Genomic DNA, 25,516 nt, shown 5'->3' with positions numbered 1-25,516 from the left:
TCTATTACACTAACAATAACTTAATCATTTCATCGTCCCGAAGAACAACAAAACAACATAAAGCGAATTGACGTGTTAGACGTTTCGCAAGACTTCAATTTTTTTGATCCTAAAAGGATCTTCTGAAGCCTCCAGCGAGCGCCCACACAAATTATCTGATTATCTATTTTAAAGAGCGTACTGACTTGAATGGCTAACAAAATCGTATTTAGTTAGTTGAACTTGGTCTTCGTTGCTCTGAAGCCTTGTCCGTGTCAGCGAGGGCGTATATTAAGGATCTACAGATTTTGTGCAACCCTTTTTTAGCATTTTCTTTCAATTTATTTTAAATAAAAGCGCATTTGTTCATGAAGCCATCCCAAAAGCACTTTACTGGTTATAAAATAACCAAAAATTACCCATATAAGCCCATTAATCTCACAATTCAGGCATTATTACGGGGACCGAACGTACCACTTTCATCTCTTGGGGGTCGATTGCCACTTGGTAAGCAACAACTTCTACTCCTTTGCCCACTACTTCAATAAAAGCCTGTGCATACTTTTTATCAATATGAACAGCAGGCGTAACAGAATTTATCCCTGTGTGACTCACACAAAAAAACATCACTGCACGATGACCCTCTTCAACCATCTTAGCTAGTTCATATAAATGCTTACGCCCACGATCCGTCACCGCATCCGGAAAGTACCCAAATCCATCGTCTTCTAATAAGGTAACGTTTTTCACTTCGACATAACACTTACGGCCATCGCTACCTGAAAGCAGCCAATCAATACGACTTTTCTCACCATACTTTACTTCGGCTTTTTGTTCGGAATAACCTGAAAGCTCTTTCACTACGCCATTGGCAATTGCTTCGCCAACCAACTTGTTTGGATAACCTGTGTTGATACAGGCTAGATATTGTTCGTCGACTTCTACCAATTCCCACGTATAAGCAAGCTTACGCTTTGGATTGTCACTTTCAGACAGCCACACACGAGCACCATCTTGTTGGCAGCGTTTCATCGATCCAGTATTGGGACAATGAGCAACCACTACCTCACCACTCGGCAATTCAATATCAGACAAAAAGCGCTTATAACGTTTGAGTAATTTCCCTTCTATTAAGGGCGTTGGAAATTTCAAGCTACGACTCCAAAACTTTTTCTAGATTCCACACAAACAAAAAACGGCCTCCTCATAATAAAGAGGGCCGTTTCATGAGACTATATAATGTATTAAGGTTATCAATGAAGCCCCAAAGGTTACGCTAATTGCGATCAGTTCACGCATTTCTTTCAATATTGAATATATTAAGATGTTCTACAGCGTAAAGCATAGGCATGGTTCCAATAACCAATTGTCGCCTGTAAAGTATGGAAAAAGAATAACTTGTGTCTACCGACTCGGTAGCTATTCATTATCAACAATGAGCGCCCTGCAAGAATGTATGTGAAACCCTATTCGTTTTTGAGAAACATGCACTTCCTATACATACACCTTATCTACAACAATTTGGCTAAGGTATTCCGTTGGCGCTCTGCCGAGAACAACATTTAGAGGTAAAAATGAGTCAATTATTTAGTACCACAAAAATCGGGGAACTCGACCTTACAAACCGCCTAGTTATCGCGCCAATGTGTCAATACTCCGCCGAATCTGGACACGCTGGTTCTTGGCACCGTATGCACTATGGTTCGCTGGCAACATCTGGCGCGGGGTTACTGATTTTGGAAGCCACTGCGGTTGAAGCGATTGGCCGTATTTCAGCGGGAGATTTAGGACTGTGGGATGATGCGACAGAAGCGGCATTACACAGTGTTTTGTCTGATGTTCGTGCTTGGTCCCCTATTCGTATAGGGATCCAGCTTGGACACGCAGGACGCAAGGCTTCTTGTCATGTGCCATGGCAGGGAGGACACAAATTGACGGAGAGTGAAGGTGGCTGGCAAACGGTTGCGCCTTCCGAGCTGAGCTTCAATGAGCAAGACGAGGCGCCAGCGTCACTCGATTTAGCAGGTCTTGAGCGTATCAAACAAGCGTTTGTTGACAGCGCACTTCGTTCGGTACGTGTTGGGATTGAACTAATAGAAATTCATGCTGCACACGGCTATCTGCTTCACCAATTTCTTTCGCCACTCAGCAACCAGAGACAGGACCAATATGGTGGTTCACTGGAAAATCGCTTACGCTTCCCACTTGAAGTATTTGAAGCTGTGCGCGAGGCCGTACCTTCTTCCATTCCGGTAGGCGTTCGTCTCTCTGCCACTGACTGGGTTGACGGCGGCTGGGATGTCGAACAATCGATCGTATTTAGTCAGCAACTGGAACAGCTGGGGTGTGACTATCTGCATATTTCCAGTGGCGGGCTTTCGCCATTGCAATCCATCGACGTAAAACCCGGTTATCAGCTACCGTTCGCCCGTGATATTCGTGAACAAGTTTCGATCCCGGTAATTGGCGTAGGCTTAATCACCGAGCCACAGCAGGCTGAAGATGTACTGAAGCAAGGGGATGCCGATTTTGTTGCATTAGGTCGCGCTGTACTTTTCAACCCCCATTGGCCATGGCAAGCAGCTGTTGCACTCGACGCTCAGGTTCAGGCTCCACCTCAGTATTTGCGTTCTGAACCACATGGCTCGAAAGGTACACTTGTTCAACCGTAACGATTAAACAGGCTCATACGTTTAGTACTGGTGCCATTCTTACGGAAATCGGGGACAGGTAAAACCAAGCATTTATTGGATTAGACCACCCTGATCAACCCAGAACATCAGACAACGTCAAAGACAAAAAATCTGATTAACAATGGCGTTTCTCATCCCTGAAAAACTGCCACCAGCATGTTAAAGTCTCGCCCAGAATTTTGTTCCTACGCTTCATATATCGATTAAAGAGATAACGAAGTGACAGACTAGTAGATTCGATAACGATAAAATGACACAGCTTGCATTTGGCATTCAAGCTAAAGTGTAGTGTTTCTCATTTACTTGATTAATAAGGTCTATTTTATGAAAAAATAATAAACTCTATTGTGACTGTCGTTACTGTTGCTTTTACATCAATGGGCTATGCCGCAAACGAGCAATATGCTTTTGTCGTATTAGAGAAAAAACAAGTTCGAATATTGATTAGTGCTGATGCAAAAAATGAAGCAGATGACGACTTTGCCATTGTACACGCCTTACTAACACCTAGTTTTAAAGTAGAAGGATTATTAAGTGCCCAGTACTCTCGTACGGCGCCTTATTTTGGCATTGACGCATCAGAGACATCGACAAAAAGTTATGAAGAGATACAGCGCGTCCTTAAATACATGGACATGAAAGTTCCTGTTGCCCTAGGTTCGCAACAAGCGCTGAAAACTCAACCGAAGCAGGACGTTAGTGCTGCCGCACAAATGATTGTCGATGAAGCAAACAAGAAAAGCGACTTGCCTCTTTACGTATTAGTAATGGGACCAATTACTGACGTTGCTCTTGCGTACCAGGCAGATCCATCTATCGCCGACAAAATAACCGTTCTGTGGATTGGTGGTTCACCATATCCAGCCGGTGGTTGGGAATATAATATGTACAACGACCCTACTGCTGCGAAAATTGTATTTAATTCAGAAATCCCCTTGTGGCAAATTCCTCACAACGTATACATGACAATGCGTACTTCCATGGCTGAACTGCAACATAAAGTAAAACCACAGGGTGCAATCGGTGAATACCTATGGAAACAAATGATTGAATTTAATGACTTTGCGAGCAAGCAACTGGAGGATACATCCTGGCCAAAAAGTGAAGTATGGGTACTAGGAGACAATCCTTCTATTTCGCTACTGCTTGCAACAGAAGTGTATGACTATACTATGCAGCCAGCACCATTGTTAGACACAGAGACTCTGGACTACTTAGAGAACCCTAAAAAACCTCGTGAAATTCGTGTTTACAACAGCGCTGACGCTCGTTTCACACTGGAAGACTTTTTCAGCAAGCTAGCTCTGTTTAACGAAAAGAAATAACACCATAAAGTTGGACTCTGTTCCAAGCGGCTTTCAAGGCCTGATTTCGATACGCTATCGGACTCAGGCCTTTTAGTTTCCGCCTAATTCGATCATTGCTGTAATACTTTATGTACGCTTTGATTGCTTCCATCAGCCCATCTGCACTCTCTTCACTTTTTCTCGTTAGTGAACAGGCCTCTCTTACTTTTACTGAGGAGCTTAAGAGTAATAACGCTGGATCACTAACTGAATATAATCGAGAAAAGCTGTCACTTTTACCAATGGGTAATGACGCCCAGAATACAGCGCATACAAGACCAAATCGTCTGGTTCATCTTCTGACAACTCGATTTTAATCAGCGTACCTTCTTCTAATTCTGCGCGACAAGCTTCCCAAGGCAATATGGCAAAACCTAATCCTTTCACCGCCGCAGCTTTAGCCATTTGCCCACTATTCACCTTATAACAAGAGGACACATTAACAGCCCCAGCATTCTTAAACCGCCAAGGCATGCCCTGCAATACCGACAAACTGGTGATACAAGGGAGCGAACTCAGCTGCGCAATGGAATTAGGTTTCGTATGTTGTTTCAATAAACTAGGAGACACCACCACACAGCTTGGCCAACGTATCAGCTCTCTCGCCACCCAACCGGAATCTTCCATGAGGCCTCGACCAAAGCGTATCACCACATCAAAGCCTTCGAGCAAACCCTCTTCAGGATTCAGTTGCGTATCGCAGCTGAGCTGAACCTTAGGGTGTTGGTGACAAAACGCTGCCACCGCTTCCGCCATAAAAGGCAAATCAGGCGTGATGATTTTTAAATGCCCAGAAATGGTCTCCCCATCTTGATGGATTTCTTGCAGCACATCCCCCATCGCCATAAGCAGGGGCGTTACATTATGGTACAACCGCTCCCCCGCTTCGGTAGCGATCATTTTCCTTGTGGTACGTTCGAGCAAGCGAACATTCAGCGCCTGCTCCAGCAATGCAACATGGCGACTCACATTCGACTTAGGCATCTGCCGTAACTCCGCCGCAGACTTAAAACTCAACTGTTCATAAACTTTCTGAAAGCTCAGCAACCACTGTAATTCAATATTTTCCAGCACAATTATTTCACCAAACGGGATAAACAAACCCAAAATAGCACATTTATCCCATTACTTTGACTTGAAATAATCGTCTCATCATTAACAAGGGAGACAATCAAGATGAACAACGTTAAAAATATGGCCATTATTGGGGCTGGCGTCGCCGGATTAGCCTTAGCTATTTTTGCCAGAAAACAAGGCATTAAAGTCACCCTATACGAACGAGGCAAACACTTCTCCTCAATCGGTGCTGGCGTGACCCTGTGGCCCAATGCCAATTTTGTCATTCAACAACTGGGATTAATGGATAAGGTGCTCAAAACAGGCGGACGACCCAGTTACATGCGCCAATTTAACCGCCAAGGTGAGCAGCAAAACGAATTTGATATTTCAGTCTTAAACGCTGTCTGTGGATTTCCCACCATCAATCTATTTCGTCGCGATCTCATCCAACTGCTGGCAGACGCACTGCAACCGCTCAACGCTACCGTCATCTTCAACCAAGCCTTAACAAGCCAAGACATACCTCGATTACAGCAACAATTCGATCTGGTGGTAGGTGCCGATGGACGAATGCACTCGCCTGCTCGTCAATATCTGTACGGCAACACAATACAACCGACGTATCAGGGCTTTATCAACATCATTGGTCTGTGTGCAATGGAGTACGATCAAAGCATCCACGAATACCGCGACAACGGCGAACGCTTTGGCATCGTCCCCGTCACACAAAAGGAAGGCTACTGGGCCGCCGCATGGCCGTGTGACATGGATGAATCCAAGACCTTAAAAAGCTGGTTTGACGAAATGCACCAACGCTTTCAACATTGGCCTGACAAGGTTCAACACGTACTTGAAAATTATGATCCCAACAGCGTAAAACGCCTCTTTGTGCACGATCTTGATCCACTTCCCCACTGGCATAGAGACAACCTAGTGATCATCGGCGATGCCGCCCACGCACCTCTGCCCACATCCGGCCAAGGTGCCAGCCAAGCCCTTGAAGACGCCTGGCATTTGTCCCTACTACTTAAACAACACCAACCACTCGATAGCCTGCTTTCACAGTTCTACAACACCCGTATTCACAAAGCCTCAAGCGCGCAACTTATTGGCCGACAAGTTGCCCACCAGATATTTCAGCAACCGTCACCCACAACACAAACCGTACAGAGAATTTCTACTGAGCAACTGAGTAAACTCTATATGGAAGGGCTGGGTAGTAATCACTAGAAACAAAAAACCCGCTTCGACAAGGCGGGTTTTTAGCATTTCTATTGATTCAGTCAGATGTTACTTAACTAAATTATTCCCACTCGATGGTAGCCGGTGGTTTAGATGATACGTCGTAAGTCACGCGGGAGATGTGTTCGATCTCGTTGATAATGCGACCAGACACTTTTTCTAGCAGTTCGTACGGTAGGTGTGCCCAACGCGCTGTCATGAAGTCGATGGTTTCTACGGCACGTAGCGCAACCACGTATTCGTAACGGCGGCCATCGCCTACTACGCCAACAGATTTAACTGGTAGGAATACAGCGAAAGCCTGGCTTGTTTTTTCGTACCAGCCCGCGTTGCGTAGCTCTTCGATGAAAATAGCGTCTGCACGACGTAGGATGTCGGCATACTCTTTCTTCACTTCGCCAAGGATACGAACACCTAGACCTGGTCCTGGGAATGGGTGACGGTAAACCATGTCGTAAGGAAGACCTAGCTCTAGACCCAGTTTACGCACTTCGTCTTTGAACAGTTCGCGAAGTGGTTCAACCAGCTGCATCTTCATGTCTTCTGGAAGACCGCCCACGTTGTGGTGAGATTTGATAACGTGCGCTTTACCTGTCTTAGAGGCAGCAGATTCGATAACGTCTGGGTAGATCGTACCTTGTGCAAGGAATTCAACTTCTGTCAGTGTCGCCGCTTCTTGGTCGAACACTTCGATGAAGGTGTTACCGATGATCTTACGTTTCTTTTCTGGGTCCGATTCACCGTGTAGCTTACCTAGGAATAGGTCTTCAGCATCAACACGGATGACATTAACGCCCATGTTGTCAGCGAACATTTTCATCACTTGGTCGCCTTCGTTCAGACGAAGCAAGCCGTTGTCTACGAATACGCAAGTCAGTTGGTCGCCGATGGCTTTGTGAAGCAATGCCGCCACAACAGAGGAATCTACACCACCGGAAAGAGCAAGAAGGACTTTCTTGTTGCCCACTTGTTCTTGCATACGCTCAATAGCGTCTTGCGCGATGTTGGCAGGAGTCCACAAGGTATCACAACCACAAATATCAACAATAAAGCGAGACAGAATACGGCCACCTTGTAACGTATGCGTTACTTCTGGGTGAAATTGTACACCGTAAAATTTCTTCGCTTCGTTCGCCATCGCCGCAATTGGGCAGCTGTCAGTTGACGCCATCAAGGTAAAATCTTCTGGCATTTCAATAACTTTGTCGCCGTGACTCATCCAAACGTCAAGCAAAGCAACGCCATTGTTTGCAATGTGATCTTGAATCTCATCGAACAAGGCTGGGCCTTCATGCTTACGAATTTGAGCATAACCAAACTCACGAATTTCAGAACCTTGAACTTTACCGCCCAACTGCTCTGCCATGGTTTGCATACCGTAACAAATACCAAATACCGGCACGCCCAATGTAAATACAGCTTCTGGCGCACGAGGAGATCCAGGCTCTGGAACGGATTCAGGACCACCAGCAAGGATGATGCCTTTTGGATCGAAGTCGATAACTTCTTGATCTTCCATATCGAAAGCACGAACTTCACAGTAAACACCGATTTCACGAACGCGACGTGCAATCAGCTGAGTGTACTGAGAACCGAAATCAAGAATAAGAATTTTATGAGCGTGGATATCTTGCGACATTATTAGCCATTCCTTTCACTCTACTCAAAGAACCAGGCTTATCGTAGAAGTAATCAATAAAATAGTAAGAGCAGTAAATAAAGATGGGGCGTCTTAAACGCCCCATCTCGGTTTCAACTTATCCCGCCTTAACCGACGTGATAATTTGGTGCCTCTTGAGTGATAGTCACATCATGGACGTGGCTTTCACGCATACCTGCACCGGTAATTTTAGAAAACTGCGTTTTGGTACGCATGGTTTCAATATCAGCCGAGCCTGTGTAACCCATGGAAGAGCGAACCCCACCCATAAGTTGATGAACCACTGCCACCATTGGGCCTTTAGAAGGTACACGGCCTTCAATGCCTTCTGGAACCAATTTCTCAACACTGCTTGAGTCTTGGAAGTAACGGTCACTAGAGCCTTGCGCTTGGGACATTGCACCCAATGAACCCATGCCTCGGTAGGCTTTATAAGCACGACCTTGAAACAAGACAACTTCACCTGGTGCTTCATCAGTACCAGCAAGCAAACCACCAACCATGATAACGCTCGCGCCAGCTGCAATCGCTTTACTGATATCACCAGAAAAACGTACGCCGCCATCAGCGATAACAGGAATACCACGTGGATTCATTACTTCAGCAACATTCGCCACCGCACTGATTTGAGGAACACCCACACCAGAAACGATACGCGTTGTACAGATAGAACCAGGGCCAATACCCACTTTCACACCATCCGCACCGGCATCAGCTAGCGCAATTGCCGCTTCAGCTGTTGCGATATTACCGCCAATAACTTGGATGTGAGGGAAGTTTTCTTTTACCCAACGAACGCGATCAATAACGCCTTTGGAATGGCCATGCGCCGTATCAACAACAATGATATCAACGCCAGCATCAGACAAAGCTTTCACTCGATCGCCTGTATCTGCACCAGTACCAACAGCCGCACCAACACGCAAACGACCATGCTCATCTTTACATGCATTTGGGAACGTCGTGGCTTTATTAAAGTCAGTCACTGTGACCATACCGCGCAATTCAAACTGCTCATTAACAATCAGCACTTTCTCAATGCGATTTTCATGTAGCAATTTGCGGATAGAACCAGATGAAGCACCTTCAAGCGCCGTCACAAGACGATCTTTTGGTGTCATAATGTCAGAGACTTTTTTATCGAAGTCTTTTACAAAGCGCACATCACGGCTTGTTACAATACCAACCAAGTCAGTACCTTCAACAACAGGCACACTTGAGATGCTATTCGCCGCAGTCAAATCCATAAGGTCTTGAACGCTAGCGTCAGGGTTAATAGTAACAAGATCACGAACGATGCCACTTTCGAACTTTTTCACACGGCGCACTTCACGTGCTTGCTCTTCAATGGTCAAGTTTTTGTGCACAATGCCAATGCCACCTTCTTGAGCCAAAGCAATCGCCATGCGATGTTCGGTAACCGTATCCATCGCTGAAGACGTAAGCGGAATATTTAGCTCAATGTCTTTAGTGATTTTCGTTTTGAGGCTAACATCCTTAGGAAGAACTTCGGAATAGCCGGGGACAAGCAGTACGTCGTCAAACGTTAAAGCTTCTTGAATAATTCGTAACATAATGGGGAGTTTCCAATGCCAACAAGGGTGTTAAGATGGCAAGTAATTCTACTCCTTTAGTTGCATTGGGTAAATCAAAACCACGAGAGATTGATGAAAAATTTTACAACTTCTGCGTCACAAGAAACTGCTTTTACCGTATCGCAGCTAAATAGACAGATACAACAACTACTTGAAGCCAGCTTGCCGTGGATTTTAGTCGAAGGCGAAATCTCTAATTTGGCCAAACCTGGCTCGGGTCATTGGTACTTTTCTCTCAAAGACGACAGAGCCCAAATTCGCTGCGCCATGTTTAAAGGTAAGAATGCGGCGGTTCGCTTCAAACCCAAAGATGGCGACATGGTTCGTCTGCGTGCCCGCGTCACTTTTTATGGCCCAAGGGGCGATTGTCAGCTTAGTGTCGAAAGCATGGAATCAGCAGGCGAAGGTGCGCTGCAACAAGCATTTGAGCGACTAAAAAACAATTTACAAGCTCAAGGCCTGTTTGCTGCAGAACACAAAAAACCACTACCGACCAAACCAGAACGTGTTGCGATCATCACCTCACCGGTCGGTGCCGCGGTTCGCGATATGATCATCGCCTTTCGCAGGCGTTTCCCGTTAACCGAACTCACCATTCTGCCCTCTCTAGTGCAAGGTCAAGACGCGTCTAAAAACATTTTAAGACAACTACAGCGGGCCGATGGAAGCGGGCACTTTGATGCCATTATTCTAGGTCGCGGTGGTGGTTCACTGGAAGATTTATGGAGCTTCAATGACGAAGCCTTGGCACACGCTATTTTTGCCGCCCAAACGCCGATTGTGTCAGCGGTGGGCCATGAGACAGATTTCACCATTGCGGACTTTGTCGCTGATGTTCGCGCCGCCACACCAACGGCGGCCGCGGAGCTTTTGAGCCCTGATCGCAATCAGCTGATTCGTCAAATCGAGCAGCAAGAAAAGCAACTGGTTCGACGCATGTCGCGCATTCTCGAGCAAAGCCAGCAACAGCTCGACTTTATGATCAAGCGCATTCGTCACCCAAAAGAACGCATTGAGCAACAACAAAACCAGCTTGATCAACTAAAACGCCGTTTGCAACACAGCATGCAACGCAAAGTATTAGAGCAACAAACCCAAACTGCGAATTTGGCGCATCGACTGGAACGAAACAGCCCCATTCGTCGCATTGATCAAGACAGACAAAAGCTCAAAGACATAGACGCTCGACTTGCTCGCGCATTAAGCAACACCCTCACCAACAAACAAACCGCCTTTGCTCGTATTATCGACAAGCTCAACCTCGTTAGCCCGCTCAACACCTTAGCCAGAGGCTACGCCATTGCTTCTAAAGACGAACAAGTAATTCGTTCCGTTAAGGATGTTAAAAAAGGAGACGCTATTTCCGTCAGGGTTCAAGACGGCACCATTGCCTGCGATGTAACAGAGCATTAGAGCCGCACTATTAAGCGAGCGTACGTTTTCTAGTGCGCTCGCTTATCGTACCGCTGCTATCTTTGGCAAAATACACAATGAAAATAAACATCCGAAATAGGCAGATAAAGACGCTTACCGCCTTTTCTAATGCCCCAAAATGGACACTCTAGGTTTCTAATAAAAGCAAAGAAGTTTTAATAAATGAATAATTGTGCAAACACTTTTCATTCCCTAGTATCGATTGAAGACTAACTAGCAATATATAAAATATTATAATGGAGTGACATAAATGTCGGACACTTACCACGTCGGGAGCGGACAGGCCTCAACCACCCACAAGCCAACAGACAAAAAATTATTAAAACTCATTGTTGCCTCTTCCGTTGGCAACGCATTGGAATGGTTCGATCTAATCGTCTACGCATTTTTTGCTCGTACTATTTCAAAGCTATTCTTTCCTACTGACAACGAAACCTTGTCACTCATGCTGGCGCTTTTCACTTTCGCCATGTCTTACCTTATTCGCCCAATTGGCGCGATCGTTATTGGTAGCTACGCGGACAAGATAGGTCGTAAAGCAGCCATGTTACTAACAATCTGGCTAATGATGGCCGGAACCTTTTTAATTGCAGTAATGCCAACCTATGAAACTATTGGACTACTTGCACCATTAGGCATTTTGTTTGCTCGACTTCTACAAGGCTTCTCGGCGGGGGGAGAGTTTGGTAGTGCAACAGCCATGCTGGTCGAACATTACCCTGAACGCAAAGGCTTTATATCCAGCTTTATGTTTGCCAGCCAAGGGCTTAGCGGCTTATTAGGTGCAGGATTTGGTCTACTACTAACGACTACGTTAACCACTGATCAACTGGAAAGCTGGGGCTGGCGCATTCCCTTCTTCTTTGGCCTACTAATCGGCCCGGTTGGTTTATACATTCGTCGACATATTGAAGAAGCGGGTGAATTCACCACATCAAAAGAAGAGAAAGTGCCATTAATAGAATTGTTTGCGAATAACAAATTGGGCATTCTATTTAATATCGGTGCCATGATACTGTCGACCTCAGTCACTTACTCCATTATTTTCATGCCGACTTATGCCACAAAATACCTTGGCTTAAGCAACTCCATCGGTTACGGCGGCACCCTTATTAGCTACACCGTGCTTATGTTCCTCACACCTTTCGTTGGCATTTTATCCGATCGTATTGGACGCACTCGCCTTATGATTGCGGCAGGCATACTCTTCTTCATAACAGTTTGGCCAGCATTTTTCATACTGTCTAATCACCCAACATTAATCATGCTTGCCTGCGTTCTTTTTTGGCTAAGTGTGCTGAAATCCATGTATTTTGGTGGCCTACCAGCCTTGATGTCGGAAATGTTCCCTACACGAGTCAGAGCAACAGGCATGGCGTTGAGCTACAACATCAGTACGACTCTTTTTGGCAGCTTCACGCCTTTCTTACTTGTCTGGTCTATCAGCGCAACAGGTGACCAACTGGCACCAAGCTATTACTTATTATTAACCAGTTTCGTCAGCCTACTTGCTCTGTATGGCATACGTAAACACTTCAAGATCAACTAGAGATCTGACGCACATTGCTTTTTAACGCCACGTTAACGTGGCGTTTTTTTTGCCTTACATTTGGATTTTGCGACAAATAAAAACGGTGGCCCATTTGGGCCACCGTTTTAAATACACATTATCTAAATACACACCGAGACGTTTACTCTGGCCACTGTTCACCCAGATCCCAGAACAAACCTGCCGCAGCGGCTAAACCTTGCTCAACAACACTTTCCAACAAATGCTCATCGGGCGCGTGCTGCTTACAAGACGGATAAGAGTGCGGCATCCATACCGTCGGCAAGGCCAACACATCTGCAAAACAATGATTGGGAATCGTACCGCCTAAATTAGGTAAAACCGTTACTTTCTGTTCCAGAGACGCTTCCATCGAGCTCTTAACAAACCCAACCCAAGGGTGAGCTGGATCTAAGCGAGTTGCGTTATAGCCACCTTCGTAAACGACTTTCACGTCTCCCAAGCCTTGCTCCTCTAAGAAAGAAGACAAATTAGCGACTAGGTTTTGCCAATCTGTACCCGGCACGATACGCAAATGACACACCGCTTCCGCCACATCGGGAATGGCACCAATGGGCTTTTTGATATCGCCAGCGCCAATAGCAATCACCTCTAACGTGTTGCAACCAAACAATCGCTCACCGACAGTCAGTTCTTTCTCCCCCCATTGATCATTCAATGTTGGGTCGCCAGCATAACCACCAACGGGTAACGCTTGCATCATCTCGGCAGTGACGCCACTTGGTAACGGGGCTCTGAGGCACTCAGCGGTGACTCGTCCATCCGCTGTCGTTAAACTAGCTAGCGCGTGCTGCAAACGTGTCACAGGATTGGTAATAACGCCGCCCCAGTTGCCAGAGTGGCGCGCCCCATTCCCTGTTTCACAACGTAATCGAAACTGACAAACACCGCGTGAGCCCAAGAAAATAGTCGGTGTTTGAGCATTTAATCTTGGTCCATCAGACGCCAAAAACAAATCCGCTTTTAGCGATTCTTTTTGCTCGCCACAAAAACGCTCTAACCCTTTAGAGCCAACCTCTTCACTCATCTCAAAAAGTATTTTAACGTTGTAACCCAGCTTCCCTTTACGAGCATCTAATACTGATTCGAGCGCAAGTAGGTTAATCGTATGCTGCCCTTTGTTATCGGCTGTACCACGCCCAAAGATCTTTTCTCCGATTTGTGATAATTCCCAAGGATGAGTGCCCGTCTGCCATAATTCGGCCTGCCCATTAGTTACATCGCCATGGCCATACGTTAACAATGTCGGCAACGATTCATCTTCAATACGCTTAGCAATTAATAACGGCGGACAAGATTCGATAGGATTTGGAAAAATTTCACACTCAAAGCCTAATTTCGCAAGAGTCGGCTGAATTTCATCCGTTAAATATTTCATGAGTTCAGCACTGGCGTCCGGATTTTGGCTTTCTGAAGCAAACGCCACACGACGCGTTAACGTTTCAATAAACCGACCATTTTTAAGGGTCGAAGTAGCCTGTTGTAAGGCGGTTTGACGGCCATTTTGACTCATTGCTTGAGGCATAATTTCTCCAAATACACAGATTTATTATGGCATTTAGCTTAAGATGTAATAAGCTTTACAACAATTATCAATTACACAACAAAACCTTCTATAAAATAGAAAGCTTATGAATGACATCTCGTTAAAATACTTTCATGCTGTTGCGAAAACAGGCTCCTTATCCGCAGCGTCTGAAGAACTCCATGTCGCAGTTTCGGCTATCAGTAGACAAATCACCCAACTAGAAGAAAAGCTTCAGTTGTCTTTGTTCGAACGTAAAGCCAGAGGTATGTCTTTAACGCCTGCTGGCGATATTCTGTACACTTACTCATTGCGAAATACGTTGGAATTTAAAAACGTGATGTCGGAAATGAGGGGCATAAGTAATATCCAACAACAATCTATTGCGCTGGCTTGCCCAGAAGGTATGGCTTGGGACTTTATCCCTCACATCATGGCGGAATTTCGCTTGAAATACCCAAGTGCACGCTTTTCCTTACAAGTTGTGGATTCGGGCAGAGCAACACAACTAGTAAGAGAAGGCAGCGTCGACGCGGCTTTTACTTTTAATTTGCAACCAGAGCAAGGCGTTGAGGTTTCATTGCAAGTGCCTTCTCCAATCGTCGCGTTGTTATCCAAAGATCATCCTCTTGCCAGTCAGCAAGACATCAGTATTCGGGAATTAACCGAATACCCTATTGCCATATCCGGATCAGGGACAACGCTCAGTTACTTATTCGATATCGCTTGTCATATTGAAGGTGTGCAAATCATCCCAGCACTGTCTAGCGACTCAGCAGGTTCCATTTACACTTTTGCGAGCGAAAGCCAAGATGCCATTGCGCTCTGTGGGGAGTTAACGGTTGCAAGACGGGCAAAGCGAGATGGCATGGTTATACGACCAATGCGAGAAGCCGCGTTAGCTCAGCGCAGTTTACAAGTACAAATTATGTCGAGAAGAAAGCTGCCTGTTATCGTGAGGTATTTCCTTACTCACCTCACTGAGTCACTTAAAAAGCAAAACGAGCACCAAGCATAAGCAATCTTGAACCAAGCCAATTAACTTGGCTTGGTTCAACTGATTGCATTACGTCACTTTGAACCGCTCAACTTTATCTTTCAGGTGTCTCATTTCATCGCCAATAGCATTGGTTGCCGCTCGGCTTTGATGGAAGAGTTCTACTGTCTGCTCACTTTGTGCCGCCAACATTGACAGGTGCTGGTTGATATCCTCAACGGAAGCATTCTGGATTCCTGCACGCTCTGCCACTTGCTCGTTCATATCAAACAATTGCTGTAAAAACGTATCAAGCGCCATCACTTTTTCAGAAACCAGTTTTTGGCTATCCAAAGTCTGAATGCTTTTCTCACACGCTACGTCCATTTGTGAAGTCACTTGTGTGGATGCAGATCGCAGCTGGGTAATAATGCTTTGAATTTCATTGGTTGATTCACTGGTACGCTGGGACAACATACGCACCTCATCAGACACCACTGCGAAGCCTCGGCCATGCTCGCCTGCACGGGCGGCTTCAATTGCTGCATTTAACGCTAATAAGTTCGTTTGCTCGGAAATAGAGCTAATAACATTCAGCACAGAAACTATTTTTTCAATGTTGTCATTCAATTCCGTTAAGCTGGTTTTACTTTGCAGCATATCGACTTCTAAAGCTTCCAAGAAAACCAAACTGCTTTGCACTTCTTTGCTCGCTTGCTGAAGTTCAGCGTTGCTCTGATCAGACAACTCACCTGCTTTTGTTGCCAAATCCTTCACCTGAGCACTTTGTTCAGTGATGTCTTGAGTGGAAATGAAAATCTGTTCTACCGATTGCTTCTCCGCTTCCGAAGCCTGCGAAAGCTCATCGACCTGATGGTGCAATCCTTCGATTGCACCGTCTGTCGTCTTAACGGCATCATTCACCGTAAGCAATGATCCTTTTAGCGTCAGCAACAGAGAGTTTACCGTCTCCGCTAAGGCACCGATTTCAGCCTTATCAGAGCTCTTAATTTGATAACTCAGATCTAAATTATCGGACACATAGCGCACTTCCTTGCCGATAGCGACAATTGGACGTGTTAAAGAGCCAATCACAAAATGAAGAATGAGCAGAGAAATTAAAATAAAAACGATAGAGTAGAGAAACGCATTCTGTAACTGAGAATAAATCGGCGCCATAATTTGCTGTTTCGGCACAGCAAGCATGATAAATCTATCTAACAGAGGCACCCACAGAGAGCCAAGGTAATAAACCTGCCCATCAATGGTCACATCATTAATGACCATGTCATTTTTATTGTTTAACAGGCTAGAAATTTGGCTTTTATCGACTATTTCCATAAAGGCTGAATCGCCCTTAGCTTGGATAACCCCATCACTTGTCACCAACATAGCACGCCCTTGCAGGCCTACGTTTAGCTTCTTAACCATATCAATCAGCTTATCAGCTTTAATCCCTAAACCTGCGACAGAATAAGGCTTATTCGTGTTCGGGTCCGTGGTATCGCTTCGATAGTTAATAAACAGCATTTCGTTTTCATACTGTAAGTTCAGTTCATAATCATGGCCTGTGGCCAAAAAATTTGGGTAGAACTCTTTGTAAGGATAGTCTTCTAACGGTGTTTTAAAAAACGCTTTGTCATAACCATAATAATCCAACCCGTTTGGACCCTTTACAACATAGAAGGTGGAATCACTGCCCAAGATGTCTTTTACAGACTTCAGCTTATGCTCAATAAAAGGAAGCTTATCGGGGCTCGCTCCGTTACGTACCCAATCTTCAACAAAATTATCGTTTGTCATTAGATGGGAAGCGGTAATTAACGGGGTAATTTCGGTACTGATTTGCGAGGCGAGGTTACTAAGGTGTGTCGGTAACACTTCTTTTTTTAACTGTTCTAACTCTATGTCTAGTGTTGAAATGGCTTGAGTACTGACCGAAACGACAGAACTCACAACAAGCAATACAGCAAGAACAGAGAACATACGACTTCTGATGGATAAACTTTGCCACTTCATAATAACGTCCTTATTATTTACCCTTATTGTAAAGTTATCGTCAAATACTACACCGCAAATCATGACAAAAACAAAACAATTTTCTTATCGCAAATAACAAAGTTATTAATAATCGATAACATTGACTCCTATCAATAAAAAAACAGACCCTTCTGCCCCATCGATAAAATCATCACACCCCATATCGCTCAATTTTTTTAATCAGCCCTTGTCGTGAAATGCCCAATTGCTTAGCGGCTTGGGTGCGGTTGCCTTGGTTTTTTTCTAAGGCTTGGTTAATCAATCGAATTTCAAGGTCCCGAACTTGTTCGTCTAATGAGGCGTCGTTCGTTGGTGTGCTTATTGGAGTTTGACGAATAGCCTCACCACTGGGATACAGCAGCTGAATGTCTTCCATGGTAATTTGCCCTTGTGGGCAAATAGACGCGACGCTTTCTAAGGCGTTTTTCAATTCCCGAACATTTCCAGGCCAAGTTTGATCGCGGAACCATTGCACAGCTTCAGGACTGAGCTGTAGCTGCTTATTTTGCTGGTTTTGCAAACGCTGTAAAAATGATTGCAGCAATACTGGGACATCTTCTAGCCGTTCAGCAAGCGCTTGAGTCTCGATGTTTACGCCTTTTATTCGGTAATACAGATCCTCTCGAAAGCTGCCTTCTTGCACCTTGCTCAGTAAGTCGGCGTTGGTCGCGGAGACCACTCGAATATCGATGTGTTTTTGCTCTCGTCCGCCTACAGGGAAAAAGGTACCTTCTTGCAACACGCGCAGCAGTTTCACCTGCATCGCCAACGGCATTTCACCAATTTCATCTAAGAATAAGGTGCCACCATCGGCCAAACTCAATAAACCGACTTTGTCTTTTTCCGCTCCGGTAAAGGCGCCTTTCACATAACCGAACAGCTCACTTTCTAATAAATCCGCTGGAATAGCACCGCAATGTACCGAGATAAATGGTTTGGCTGCACGATGACTTAAATCATGTAAAGTACGCGAGATAACCTCCTTTCCTGTACCTGATGGCCCTGTCACCAAGACGCGCACATCCGTCGGGGCGATTCGCTCTACGAGCGCTCTGACCTTTTGCGAACTGATTGAATGACCGATATACGCTGACGCACCCTTTGCAGAATTACCCGTTTGCTTTAGCTGAGTTAACTCTCGCTCTAAGGTGGTTTTAGTGATTGCTCGACGCACCACAACCGCCAACATATCTGGATCAATCGGCTTGGCAATAAAATCCCATGCGCCAAGCTCAATGGCTTTAAGTGCCAAATCCCGATCCGCATGGCCTGTAATAATGATCACCGGACGACCATCAAATTCGCCTATCGCATCCAAGGTGACTTGTGGATCAAAACTTGGCGGCATGGAAAGATCCAAGAGCACCAGATCCGCATCAAACGATGCCAACGCACCACGGGCTTCATCTAAGCTGCCTGCCGTTTTCACATGATAATCTTGCTTTGCCAACCAGCGACTGGCTAATTCACGAAATGCGGGCTCGTCGTCGACCAGTAATATTTTATTTTGAGTCATGGAATTCTCTATTTGAAATGTCAGTACCAGAAAAGTGGCGAGGTAAAATAAGCTCGAAGGTTACAGGCCATATCGAATCAGAACGATGCTGAATCTTCCCGCCATGAGCATCGACAATACGACGCACAATGGCTAAACCAAGACCACTGCCGCCAGCTCGCTTGGTCACAAAGGGCTGAAATAAGTTATCGCCTTGTAAACTTGGATCAATCTCAGGTCCATTGTTATTTACTTGGATAACGATCTGTTGATCTCGTTCTTCCGCTTCAATGGATAACTTGCCATCTGGCATATTGCGCAAAAAAGACACGGCGTTATCGATCAGGTTAATGAACACCTGCTGAAGCCGTTGCGGGTCAGCATCCAACTCAATCGTTTCATCAATATCCAGCTCAAACGTGACACCTTCTAGCTGAGCTTGCGCCAAAATACTCGCCACTAAAGATCGCAACGGCGTGGCAACTATTTGTAATGACAAGCCACCTGAATACACCAACATATCACTCACCAAACGATCGGCGCGTTTAAGCTGAGTCTGAATATGCTGACGCGTCTCGGCGGGTGCGTCATAAGCCGCCATAGAAATTATATTCAAAGGATTACGCAGTTCATGTGCCATTGCCGCAGACAAACTCCCCAACTCGACAAGATGCTGTTCGTCCATGCGTTTTCGCTCGGCCACGGCCAAGGCCAAAGAGCGCTCAAGCAAGCCGCAACTGGTTGAAAACAAGGATGCAAACACTTCCGCCGTCAAACGCATACCAGGGCTAGCGTCTTCCCAGCCTATTAAAGTGAAGTGCCAATCAGTACCTAACCGAGAGACTCGTATCGCTAAGACGTCATTTTTTTCTTGAACAAGATAAGCGGAGCTTTGTAACTGAATCGCCACATTGCGTCTTATCTGCAAAGAAAGTAAACGCTCACCAATGGCAATTAATTGTGGCCAATCTTGCGCCTCTTTTAATTGCGTTGACCAGGTGTCCAACACAGCTTCATTTAATAACGCGCCGGGGTAAATCAGCCGAGAAACCAAACGGCTTAAAGGCTGATAAATCACCGCCGCAACCACCAAAATCAGCAAGGAATACAACCAGAGTTGCCAACTGGGTACATTGGCCAGCGCCTGCAAACCTATACGACCAGACACCACACTGATCACGGCAATCACACAGAGAATCACCAACATCATGGCAACCCAAAGCAAGGCCCGATTGGCAAAGGCATTGACCGACAAAATTTGATAGCGAACTACCGCATAAACCAACAATAGCAAATAGGTTGGCAGTAAGAGCATGGGATAGGGAAACCAGCTAATGCCAAAGGAAGGAAACACAAAACTGGTCGCTAACAACAAGCCCCAAGCGCCAACGCCAAACATGGCGAGAATGGAGCGTTTCTTATTACCAGAATGTCGATACCAACCAAACAACAACACCCCATGAGCCAAGATACCGATCAACACCGTATAGGCAAGATTCCATGTCCCCGCCTCGGTAAAGATAAAAAAGGAACGCGTGTCTAGCGTACTGATCGCATCTCCAGCGCCAATCCACCAGCTTTGTAATACCACAGCAAAACTGGTCAGATAAAACCAAGGCACTACTTGATATAAGCGTTCCAGCATAGGCTCTTTAACCGAGCCAGAGTTCACAAAACGAATCGCAAAATGTAAGAAGAAGGTCGGCATCAACGGGTTGGCCAGAATGATATGAATACCAATTTGCTCGTAGCCTTGGAACAAGACCACATGCCCAAAGCACCAAATCGCCATCATAATGGCAAAACCTGCCAGAGCTTGTAGATCACTTTGTTTTCTAGCTCGCCACAATAACCAGACCGCGACCAATACGCCGCACACACTGGTCACCAACATGGCCACTTCAAACATCAGGGAAAGTGTCAAAATCGTAAACCTCGTTTACACCTAAAAGTGAGAAAATCGTAAACCTTTTTTACACTTCACGCAAAGACGAAAATTTTTCCTTTAAAATCAACAGTATAAATTTAACTAATAGTTGGCCTGTCCCTTGCTATAGGTAAAGCAACCTTGATCTAAATCAAACAATTTTCAAATGACAGGACAAACATCATGAATGCTGGCTTTTTAATGACCGAAATCATCGCGCTTTTTAGCATTGTGGGCTTAGCCCTATTGCCTCTAGCGTTGCAACAAATGCGTACGCTAAGAATTAAGAGAAATGCCTAGTTTTAACTTCAATCTCTTAACGCTTACTGACACCCAAGGGAGCCATTATGGACCTCGACGTCGCCATTTTATCTCGTATACAGTTCGCCTTTACGGTGAGTTTTCACATTATTTTTCCCAGTATCACCATTGGTTTGGCAACGCTGATTGCCATTTGGGAAGGGCTGTGGCTTAAAACACACAACCCTTACTATTTGCAGCTTGCCAAATTTTGGATCAAGCCGTTTGCCATTACCTTTGGTATGGGCGTGGTATCTGGCATTGTTTTGTCCTACGAATTTGGTACGAACTTTTCCAAGTTCTCCGAAATCACCGGTGCCATTCTTGGTCCTTTGATGGCGTACGAAGTGCTGACTGCCTTTTTTATGGAAGCAGGCTTTCTTGGCGTCATGCTATTTGGTTGGCAGCGCGTTGGCCGCAAGTTGCATTTCTTTGCAACCGTCACCGTAATGATAGGTACTTGGATTTCTGCATTTTGGATCATTGTGGCGAACTCATGGATGCAAACACCAACAGGCTACAAGATCGTCAATGGTAAATTCGAAGTCTCGAGTTGGATGGAAGTCATCTTCAATCCGTCTATGCCCTACCGCCTTACTCACATGCTGGTTGCGTCATTGATTACCGCGACTTTTGTCGTGGCGGGCATCAGTGCTTACTACTTGCTGAAAAAGCAAAACATTCCCTTTGCGAAAAAAGGACTGTCCATGTGCATGTGGTTTGCCTTGGTACTAACGCCACTGCAAGCATGGATTGGCGATATGCACGGCTTGAACGTCAAAGAACATCAGCCAACTAAACTCGCTGCAATGGAAGGTATTTGGCCTGCGGAAGAAGAAAACGTGCCGCTGTTACTGTTCGCTATGCCAAACATGAAAACGGAATCAAACGATTATCAAGTCGGCATTCCAAATCTCGGCAGTTTGATACTCACTCATTCTTGGGATGGTGCAGTACAAGGTCTAAAAGCCGTACCGCCAGAAGACAGACCCAATGTGCCGTTAGTGTTTTGGTCTTTCCGTGTCATGGTGGGTATTGGTTTTGGCATGATGGGCATCGCGGCGCTAGCACTTTTATTACGTCGTAAAGGCCGCTTGTATGAAAACAAAGCCTTCTTGTCTATCGTGACATTTTTTACGCCTATGGGTGTCATTGCAGTACTAGCAGGTTGGTATGTGGTGGAAATCGGCCGCCAACCTTGGATTGTCTACAACCTCGTTAGAACATCGGAGATCGTATCACCACTTCCTCCAGAGCGCGTGCTGTTTACCTTAACCATGTTTGTGATCATTTACAGTTTGCTGATTGGTGTTTACCTCTACTTCATGCGCAAACTGATCAAGAAGGGGCCGCCGTCAATGAAAGCTCTCGAACAACAATTGATTGGTATGAAAGCACCAGGCTACGCATTGGCTTGGGTAAAATCCCTAAACACTGAAAACCAAAGTTTAAAAGCACAAGGAGATAAATAATGGATTTAGCACTTTTCTACTTCCTTGTCTTAGGCTTTGCCATCTTCATGTACGTGTTACTCGATGGCTTCGATCTAGGGATTGGCATTCTCTACCCTTGGTTTAACCAAGAAGGCGAGCGAGATCATTTAATGCGTTCTATTTCACACGTCTGGGATGGTAACGAAACTTGGTTAGTATTTGGTGGTGTGGTGTTGTTTGCAGCGTTTCCCGCTGCTTATGCAGGCATTACCTCGACCTTTTATTTGCCCATTATGCTGATGTTATTTGCACTGATTTTTCGCGGGGTGGCGTTCGAGTATCGGTTTAAATCCGATACATCTCGACCTTATTGGGACCTTGCATTTAGCGCGGGGTCAGCCATAGCAGCATTTTGCCAAGGCATGTTGCTCGGCTCCATCGTTCAAGGCGTGCCAGTCGGTGTCGACAGTTTGTCTAGCTTACATTGGCTAACACCTTTTTCTATATTAACTGGCTTTGCCGTAATGGCAGGCTATGCGCTGTTGGCTGCTTGTTATTTGTTTATGAAAAGTCGTGGGCGTATCCAAGATCACGCAGCCAAATTAGGCAAGCGACTCTTGCTGATCACTATTTTAGCCATGGTTATTGTCAGCGTGTGGACAGTAGTGAGCCAAGTAGACATTCGTCAACGCTGGTTCTCCGGCTTAAATTTTTTATGGCTATCGCCCTTGCCTATTATTACCTTAGTCGTTGCGGCATTGGCTTGGAAAGATTTAAACAGTCACTCCGCTGGTATCACTCATCATGAAGGTCGACCATTCTGGTATGCTGCAACCCTCTTCTTATTAGGCTTCGCTGGTCTTGTTGTTGGTTTGTTTCCATATCTGATACCAAGACAACTAACCTTTATGGAAGCCGCTTCGCCAGACAGCAGCTTGCTTTTCTTGCTGCCTGGTATCTGCATCTTTGTGCCCTTGATTTGTGCTTACACCTTATGGGGTTATCGCGTCTTTGCCGGTAAGGTGGAAGATTATCAGGAGGGTTACTAATGTCGCTCAAAAGCCTGAAAGAAAAAGCCGCCAAACTCAAATCGTGGCAATGGTTTTTACTGCTCTACGGCATTGGCTTTATTGCCATATTCACCGCATCTTATGGTATTAAACTGCTGATGACAGGATTGCCTTAAGCAATGCTATTCGCATAAAAAAGCCCCACACTTTACAACTTTAAGTGTGGGGTTTTTTAGCATTATTCAGTAAAAGATTATGACAATGATGGTTACACTTTAGCCGCTTTAAGCATATCAACCAGTTTCGCGCCCATGCTGGCTTTCACTAGCAAAACGGCAAACACTATCACACCCAATACTCGCGCACAGACTACAAATAAGGAAGTGTCCGTAGCAGCCGCAGGCCAAGCAATAAGTATCGCGGCAACAACATATAGTATACGAGTCACCCAAGATAAATTCTCACGTAACCAGCCAGAAAAGCCGATGCTCATCGATGCGGTTGCCAAGGTAGCGAACGAGATTGCCGCGATCACACTCGTCGTTGTCCCAATCAATAAAATACCCGGCATGGTCACGAATAAGAACGGAACCAACAGCTTAACAAAACCTAACCGCATGGATTCAACGGCCGTTTCATTCGGTTCGGCACCAGAAATTGTCGCCGCCGCGTAAGCTGCTAATGCAACAGGTGGAGTAATGGCAGACACTAAACCAAAGTAGAAAATGAACATGTGCGCCGACAGGGTTTCCATACCAAGTTGTGTCATCGCAGGCGCAACCAATACTGCGAGCAACAAATACGCCGCTGATGTTGGTAATCCCATACCCAAAACAAAAGACGCCAATGCAGTGAGTAATAAAACGGCCCATAAATTGCCATCACCCAGTTCAATGATCAAACCAGACAACATCAAGCCCATACCAGTCAAATTCAGAATACCGATAATCACGCCAGCGGCTGCAACAGCCGCCACTATCGGTAGCGTCGAAGACAAGGTTTCCTTACAAGCCGCTATCAAATCGACCACATTTATACGAGTGGCTTTTTTCCAAGGACAAACAAGCAAACCAGCCAAAATCCCCATAACGGCCGCTTGGGTTGGTGATTTACCTGAAATCATCAGACCGATTAAAACCACCAGCGGAAGCAAAAGATAGCTCTTTGTTCTCAGTGTATTTAATAACAATTGTAAGCCAGCTTCGGTATCCCTTTCTAAACTAAGGCGTCCAGCTTCTAGCCGCACTGAAATCATCAGCGCTAAAATATACAAAAGTGCAGGAACCAAAGCGGCCATTGCAACTTCCGCATAAGGAATCCCAATCATTTCTGCCATCAAGAAAGCAGCAGCCCCCATGACCGGTGGCATAATTTGCCCCGCCGAAGATGCAGCGGCTTCGATCGCTCCAGCCAGTTTTGCACTGTAGCCTACGCGTTTCATCAACGGAATAGTAAAAGTGCCTGTAGTCACTACGTTGGCCACAGCGCTGCCGTTAAGGGAGCCAAGCAATGCGCTAGACAAAGCCGCAGATAAGCCAGGGCCACCTTGCACACGTCCAGTCAAACCACGGGCCAAATCAACAAAAACTTCACCCGTACCAATTTTAGTTAAAATGGCACCAAACAAACCGAAGAGGAAAATATACTCAACGGCGACCCCCATTGGTACACCATAAACCCCTTCAGTCGATAACATCAGAGTTGAGGTGAAACGGCTAATGTCATAGCCACCATGACCATATTTACCAGGGATCAAATAGCCAAAATACGCATAAAGAAAAGCAAGGGCCATCAAAATAATCAATGCCCTACCTACAGCAATACGAACAAAGACAAACACCACCGCAATCAGAGCAATAAAGATCAACCTATCTTGCTCAACCGACATAGCGCCGCGCATGACAATATCAATGTAGTAATGCCACAAGTAAGGCCCCGGAATTAAAGCCAATAGGGCCAATAGATAAAACACGCCACGGCCCATGATATTCTTGTACCTTAGCGCGTAAAACAGCATGGCAGCAGCCGCAACTAGGGAGAAAAACGAAGACCTCAATAGCAACGCGGTAATGCCGCCATAATACGCACCATACAGCACAAGACTGGCGATTCCAGCGGCGATCACACTAAACAATAAAGAGACTGCTAGACGTTCCTTGCCACCAGCGAATTTTGATTCAAGGAGCAAACTTTGAAAGCCATTGCTGGAATCTGATTTCAACATAATAGCTC

The 25,516-nt window shown here is 45.5% G+C and carries 18 protein-coding genes and 1 pseudogene; 9 read left to right on the top strand and 10 right to left on the bottom strand.

Annotated features, from left to right (window positions below; all coding sequences use genetic code 11):
• Positions 1-417: 417 nt before the first annotated feature.
• A complete protein-coding gene (gene sfsA, locus C1X04_RS02425) occupies positions 418-1,131 on the bottom strand; it encodes a DNA/RNA nuclease SfsA (RefSeq protein ID WP_137169094.1) in 714 nt (237 codons plus the stop codon).
• Between the two features lie 422 nt (positions 1,132-1,553).
• On the opposite strand from sfsA, the gene C1X04_RS02420 reads away from it, so the two are divergent.
• Positions 1,554-2,651, top strand: coding sequence for an NADH:flavin oxidoreductase/NADH oxidase (locus C1X04_RS02420; RefSeq protein ID WP_137169093.1), 1,098 nt, complete (start codon positions 1,554-1,556; stop codon positions 2,649-2,651).
• A gap of 368 nt (positions 2,652-3,019) precedes the next feature.
• The gene (locus C1X04_RS02415; protein WP_217494990.1) at positions 3,020-3,997 is read left to right on the top strand and encodes a nucleoside hydrolase; all 978 of its coding nucleotides are present in this window, start codon (positions 3,020-3,022) and stop codon (positions 3,995-3,997) included.
• Here the strand turns inward: C1X04_RS02415 and C1X04_RS02410 are convergent.
• Together C1X04_RS02410 and C1X04_RS02405 are read right to left on the bottom strand one after the other, a co-directional pair.
• Positions 3,981-4,133: pseudogene (locus C1X04_RS02410) on the bottom strand (IS3 family transposase); the annotation flags it as partial. The gene C1X04_RS02415 and the pseudogene C1X04_RS02410 overlap by 17 nt on opposite strands.
• Positions 4,134-4,198: 65 nt before the next feature.
• Positions 4,199-5,092, bottom strand: a complete 894-nt coding sequence (locus tag C1X04_RS02405; RefSeq protein ID WP_137169091.1) for a LysR family transcriptional regulator — start codon at positions 5,090-5,092, stop codon at positions 4,199-4,201.
• Positions 5,093-5,194: 102 nt separating this feature from the next.
• Here C1X04_RS02405 and C1X04_RS02400 point away from each other — a divergent pair, with 102 nt between their 5' ends.
• Positions 5,195-6,307, top strand: coding sequence for an NAD(P)/FAD-dependent oxidoreductase (locus tag C1X04_RS02400; protein WP_137169090.1), 1,113 nt, complete (start codon positions 5,195-5,197; stop codon positions 6,305-6,307).
• A 73-nt stretch (positions 6,308-6,380) separates the two neighbouring features.
• Here C1X04_RS02400 and guaA read toward each other — a convergent pair whose 3' ends face one another.
• Positions 6,381-7,958, bottom strand: coding sequence for a glutamine-hydrolyzing GMP synthase (guaA, locus tag C1X04_RS02395; RefSeq protein ID WP_110575080.1), 1,578 nt, complete (start codon positions 7,956-7,958; stop codon positions 6,381-6,383).
• Positions 7,959-8,086: 128 nt separating this feature from the next.
• The gene (guaB, locus tag C1X04_RS02390; RefSeq protein WP_110575078.1) at positions 8,087-9,553 is read right to left on the bottom strand and encodes an IMP dehydrogenase; all 1,467 of its coding nucleotides are present in this window, start codon (positions 9,551-9,553) and stop codon (positions 8,087-8,089) included.
• Between the two features lie 93 nt (positions 9,554-9,646).
• Between guaB and xseA the strand changes: the two genes are divergently transcribed.
• Together xseA and C1X04_RS02380 are read left to right on the top strand one after the other, a co-directional pair.
• The gene (gene xseA / locus C1X04_RS02385) at positions 9,647-10,987 is read left to right on the top strand and encodes an exodeoxyribonuclease VII large subunit (RefSeq protein WP_137169089.1); all 1,341 of its coding nucleotides are present in this window, start codon (positions 9,647-9,649) and stop codon (positions 10,985-10,987) included.
• 271 nt (positions 10,988-11,258) lie between these two features.
• A complete protein-coding gene (locus tag C1X04_RS02380) occupies positions 11,259-12,557 on the top strand; it encodes an MFS transporter (RefSeq protein ID WP_137169088.1) in 1,299 nt (432 codons plus the stop codon).
• 142 nt (positions 12,558-12,699) lie between these two features.
• On the opposite strand, the gene C1X04_RS02375 is transcribed toward C1X04_RS02380, so the two are convergent.
• Entirely contained in the window at positions 12,700-14,103 is a 1,404-nt protein-coding gene (locus tag C1X04_RS02375; RefSeq protein WP_137169087.1) for a M20 family metallopeptidase, read from the bottom strand.
• Between the two features lie 106 nt (positions 14,104-14,209).
• On the opposite strand from C1X04_RS02375, the gene C1X04_RS02370 reads away from it, so the two are divergent.
• Positions 14,210-15,121 (top strand): LysR family transcriptional regulator, encoded by a 912-nt coding sequence (locus C1X04_RS02370; RefSeq protein ID WP_110575070.1) that lies wholly within the window; start codon positions 14,210-14,212, stop codon positions 15,119-15,121.
• 48 nt (positions 15,122-15,169) lie between these two features.
• On the opposite strand, the gene C1X04_RS02365 is transcribed toward C1X04_RS02370, so the two are convergent.
• From C1X04_RS02365 to C1X04_RS02355, 3 genes are all read right to left on the bottom strand, one after another.
• The gene (locus tag C1X04_RS02365) at positions 15,170-17,098 is read right to left on the bottom strand and encodes a methyl-accepting chemotaxis protein (protein WP_110575068.1); all 1,929 of its coding nucleotides are present in this window, start codon (positions 17,096-17,098) and stop codon (positions 15,170-15,172) included.
• A 172-nt stretch (positions 17,099-17,270) separates the two neighbouring features.
• On the bottom strand, positions 17,271-18,635 hold the full coding sequence (locus C1X04_RS02360; RefSeq protein ID WP_110575066.1) for a sigma-54 dependent transcriptional regulator: 1,365 nt from the start codon (positions 18,633-18,635) through the stop codon (positions 17,271-17,273).
• Positions 18,622-20,538 (bottom strand): sensor histidine kinase, encoded by a 1,917-nt coding sequence (locus tag C1X04_RS02355; RefSeq protein WP_254682318.1) that lies wholly within the window; start codon positions 20,536-20,538, stop codon positions 18,622-18,624. Before C1X04_RS02355 ends, C1X04_RS02360 begins: the two co-directional genes overlap by 14 nt.
• 350 nt (positions 20,539-20,888) lie before the next feature.
• Here C1X04_RS02355 and C1X04_RS02350 point away from each other — a divergent pair, with 350 nt between their 5' ends.
• The 3 genes from C1X04_RS02350 to C1X04_RS18395 are packed head-to-tail and all read left to right on the top strand — an operon-like array spanning position 20,889 to position 23,460.
• Entirely contained in the window at positions 20,889-22,313 is a 1,425-nt protein-coding gene (locus tag C1X04_RS02350) for a cytochrome ubiquinol oxidase subunit I (RefSeq protein ID WP_137169086.1), read from the top strand.
• On the top strand, positions 22,313-23,323 hold the full coding sequence (cydB, locus tag C1X04_RS02345; RefSeq protein ID WP_137169085.1) for a cytochrome d ubiquinol oxidase subunit II: 1,011 nt from the start codon (positions 22,313-22,315) through the stop codon (positions 23,321-23,323). The genes C1X04_RS02350 and cydB overlap by 1 nt, the downstream gene beginning before the upstream one ends.
• Positions 23,323-23,460, top strand: coding sequence for a hypothetical protein (locus C1X04_RS18395; protein ID WP_175404881.1), 138 nt, complete (start codon positions 23,323-23,325; stop codon positions 23,458-23,460). Before cydB ends, C1X04_RS18395 begins: the two co-directional genes overlap by 1 nt.
• 92 nt (positions 23,461-23,552) lie before the next feature.
• On the opposite strand, the gene C1X04_RS02340 is transcribed toward C1X04_RS18395, so the two are convergent.
• Complete coding sequence (locus C1X04_RS02340) at positions 23,553-25,508, bottom strand: TRAP transporter fused permease subunit (protein WP_137169084.1); 1,956 nt, start codon at positions 25,506-25,508, stop codon at positions 23,553-23,555.
• Positions 25,509-25,516 lie beyond the last annotated feature (8 nt).

Source organism: Marinomonas sp. FW-1, from assembly GCF_005222245.1.
Taxonomy (GTDB): domain Bacteria; phylum Pseudomonadota; class Gammaproteobacteria; order Pseudomonadales; family Marinomonadaceae; genus Marinomonas; species Marinomonas alcarazii.
Note: the sequence above shows the minus strand (reverse complement) of the source record. Positions and strands in the feature narration are given on the sequence as shown.

Excerpts from the sequence above, each read along its gene's own strand:
- xseA (WP_137169089.1), top strand. The coding sequence starts at position 9,647 with ATGAAAAATTTTACAACTTCTGCGTCACAAGAAACTGCTTTTACCGTA.
- guaB (WP_110575078.1), bottom strand. The coding sequence starts at position 9,553 with ATGTTACGAATTATTCAAGAAGCTTTAACGTTTGACGACGTACTGCTT.
- C1X04_RS02365 (WP_110575068.1), bottom strand. The coding sequence starts at position 17,098 with ATGAAGTGGCAAAGTTTATCCATCAGAAGTCGTATGTTCTCTGTTCTT.
- C1X04_RS02400 (WP_137169090.1), top strand. The coding sequence starts at position 5,195 with ATGAACAACGTTAAAAATATGGCCATTATTGGGGCTGGCGTCGCCGGA.
- C1X04_RS02350 (WP_137169086.1), top strand. The coding sequence starts at position 20,889 with ATGGACCTCGACGTCGCCATTTTATCTCGTATACAGTTCGCCTTTACG.
- C1X04_RS18395 (WP_175404881.1), top strand. The coding sequence starts at position 23,323 with ATGTCGCTCAAAAGCCTGAAAGAAAAAGCCGCCAAACTCAAATCGTGG.
- guaA (WP_110575080.1), bottom strand. The coding sequence starts at position 7,958 with ATGTCGCAAGATATCCACGCTCATAAAATTCTTATTCTTGATTTCGGT.
- C1X04_RS02420 (WP_137169093.1), top strand. The coding sequence starts at position 1,554 with ATGAGTCAATTATTTAGTACCACAAAAATCGGGGAACTCGACCTTACA.
- C1X04_RS02340 (WP_137169084.1), bottom strand. The coding sequence starts at position 25,508 with ATGTTGAAATCAGATTCCAGCAATGGCTTTCAAAGTTTGCTCCTTGAA.
- C1X04_RS02380 (WP_137169088.1), top strand. The coding sequence starts at position 11,259 with ATGTCGGACACTTACCACGTCGGGAGCGGACAGGCCTCAACCACCCAC.
- C1X04_RS02370 (WP_110575070.1), top strand. The coding sequence starts at position 14,210 with ATGAATGACATCTCGTTAAAATACTTTCATGCTGTTGCGAAAACAGGC.
- cydB (WP_137169085.1), top strand. The coding sequence starts at position 22,313 with ATGGATTTAGCACTTTTCTACTTCCTTGTCTTAGGCTTTGCCATCTTC.
- C1X04_RS02375 (WP_137169087.1), bottom strand. The coding sequence starts at position 14,103 with ATGCCTCAAGCAATGAGTCAAAATGGCCGTCAAACCGCCTTACAACAG.
- C1X04_RS02360 (WP_110575066.1), bottom strand. The coding sequence starts at position 18,635 with ATGACTCAAAATAAAATATTACTGGTCGACGACGAGCCCGCATTTCGT.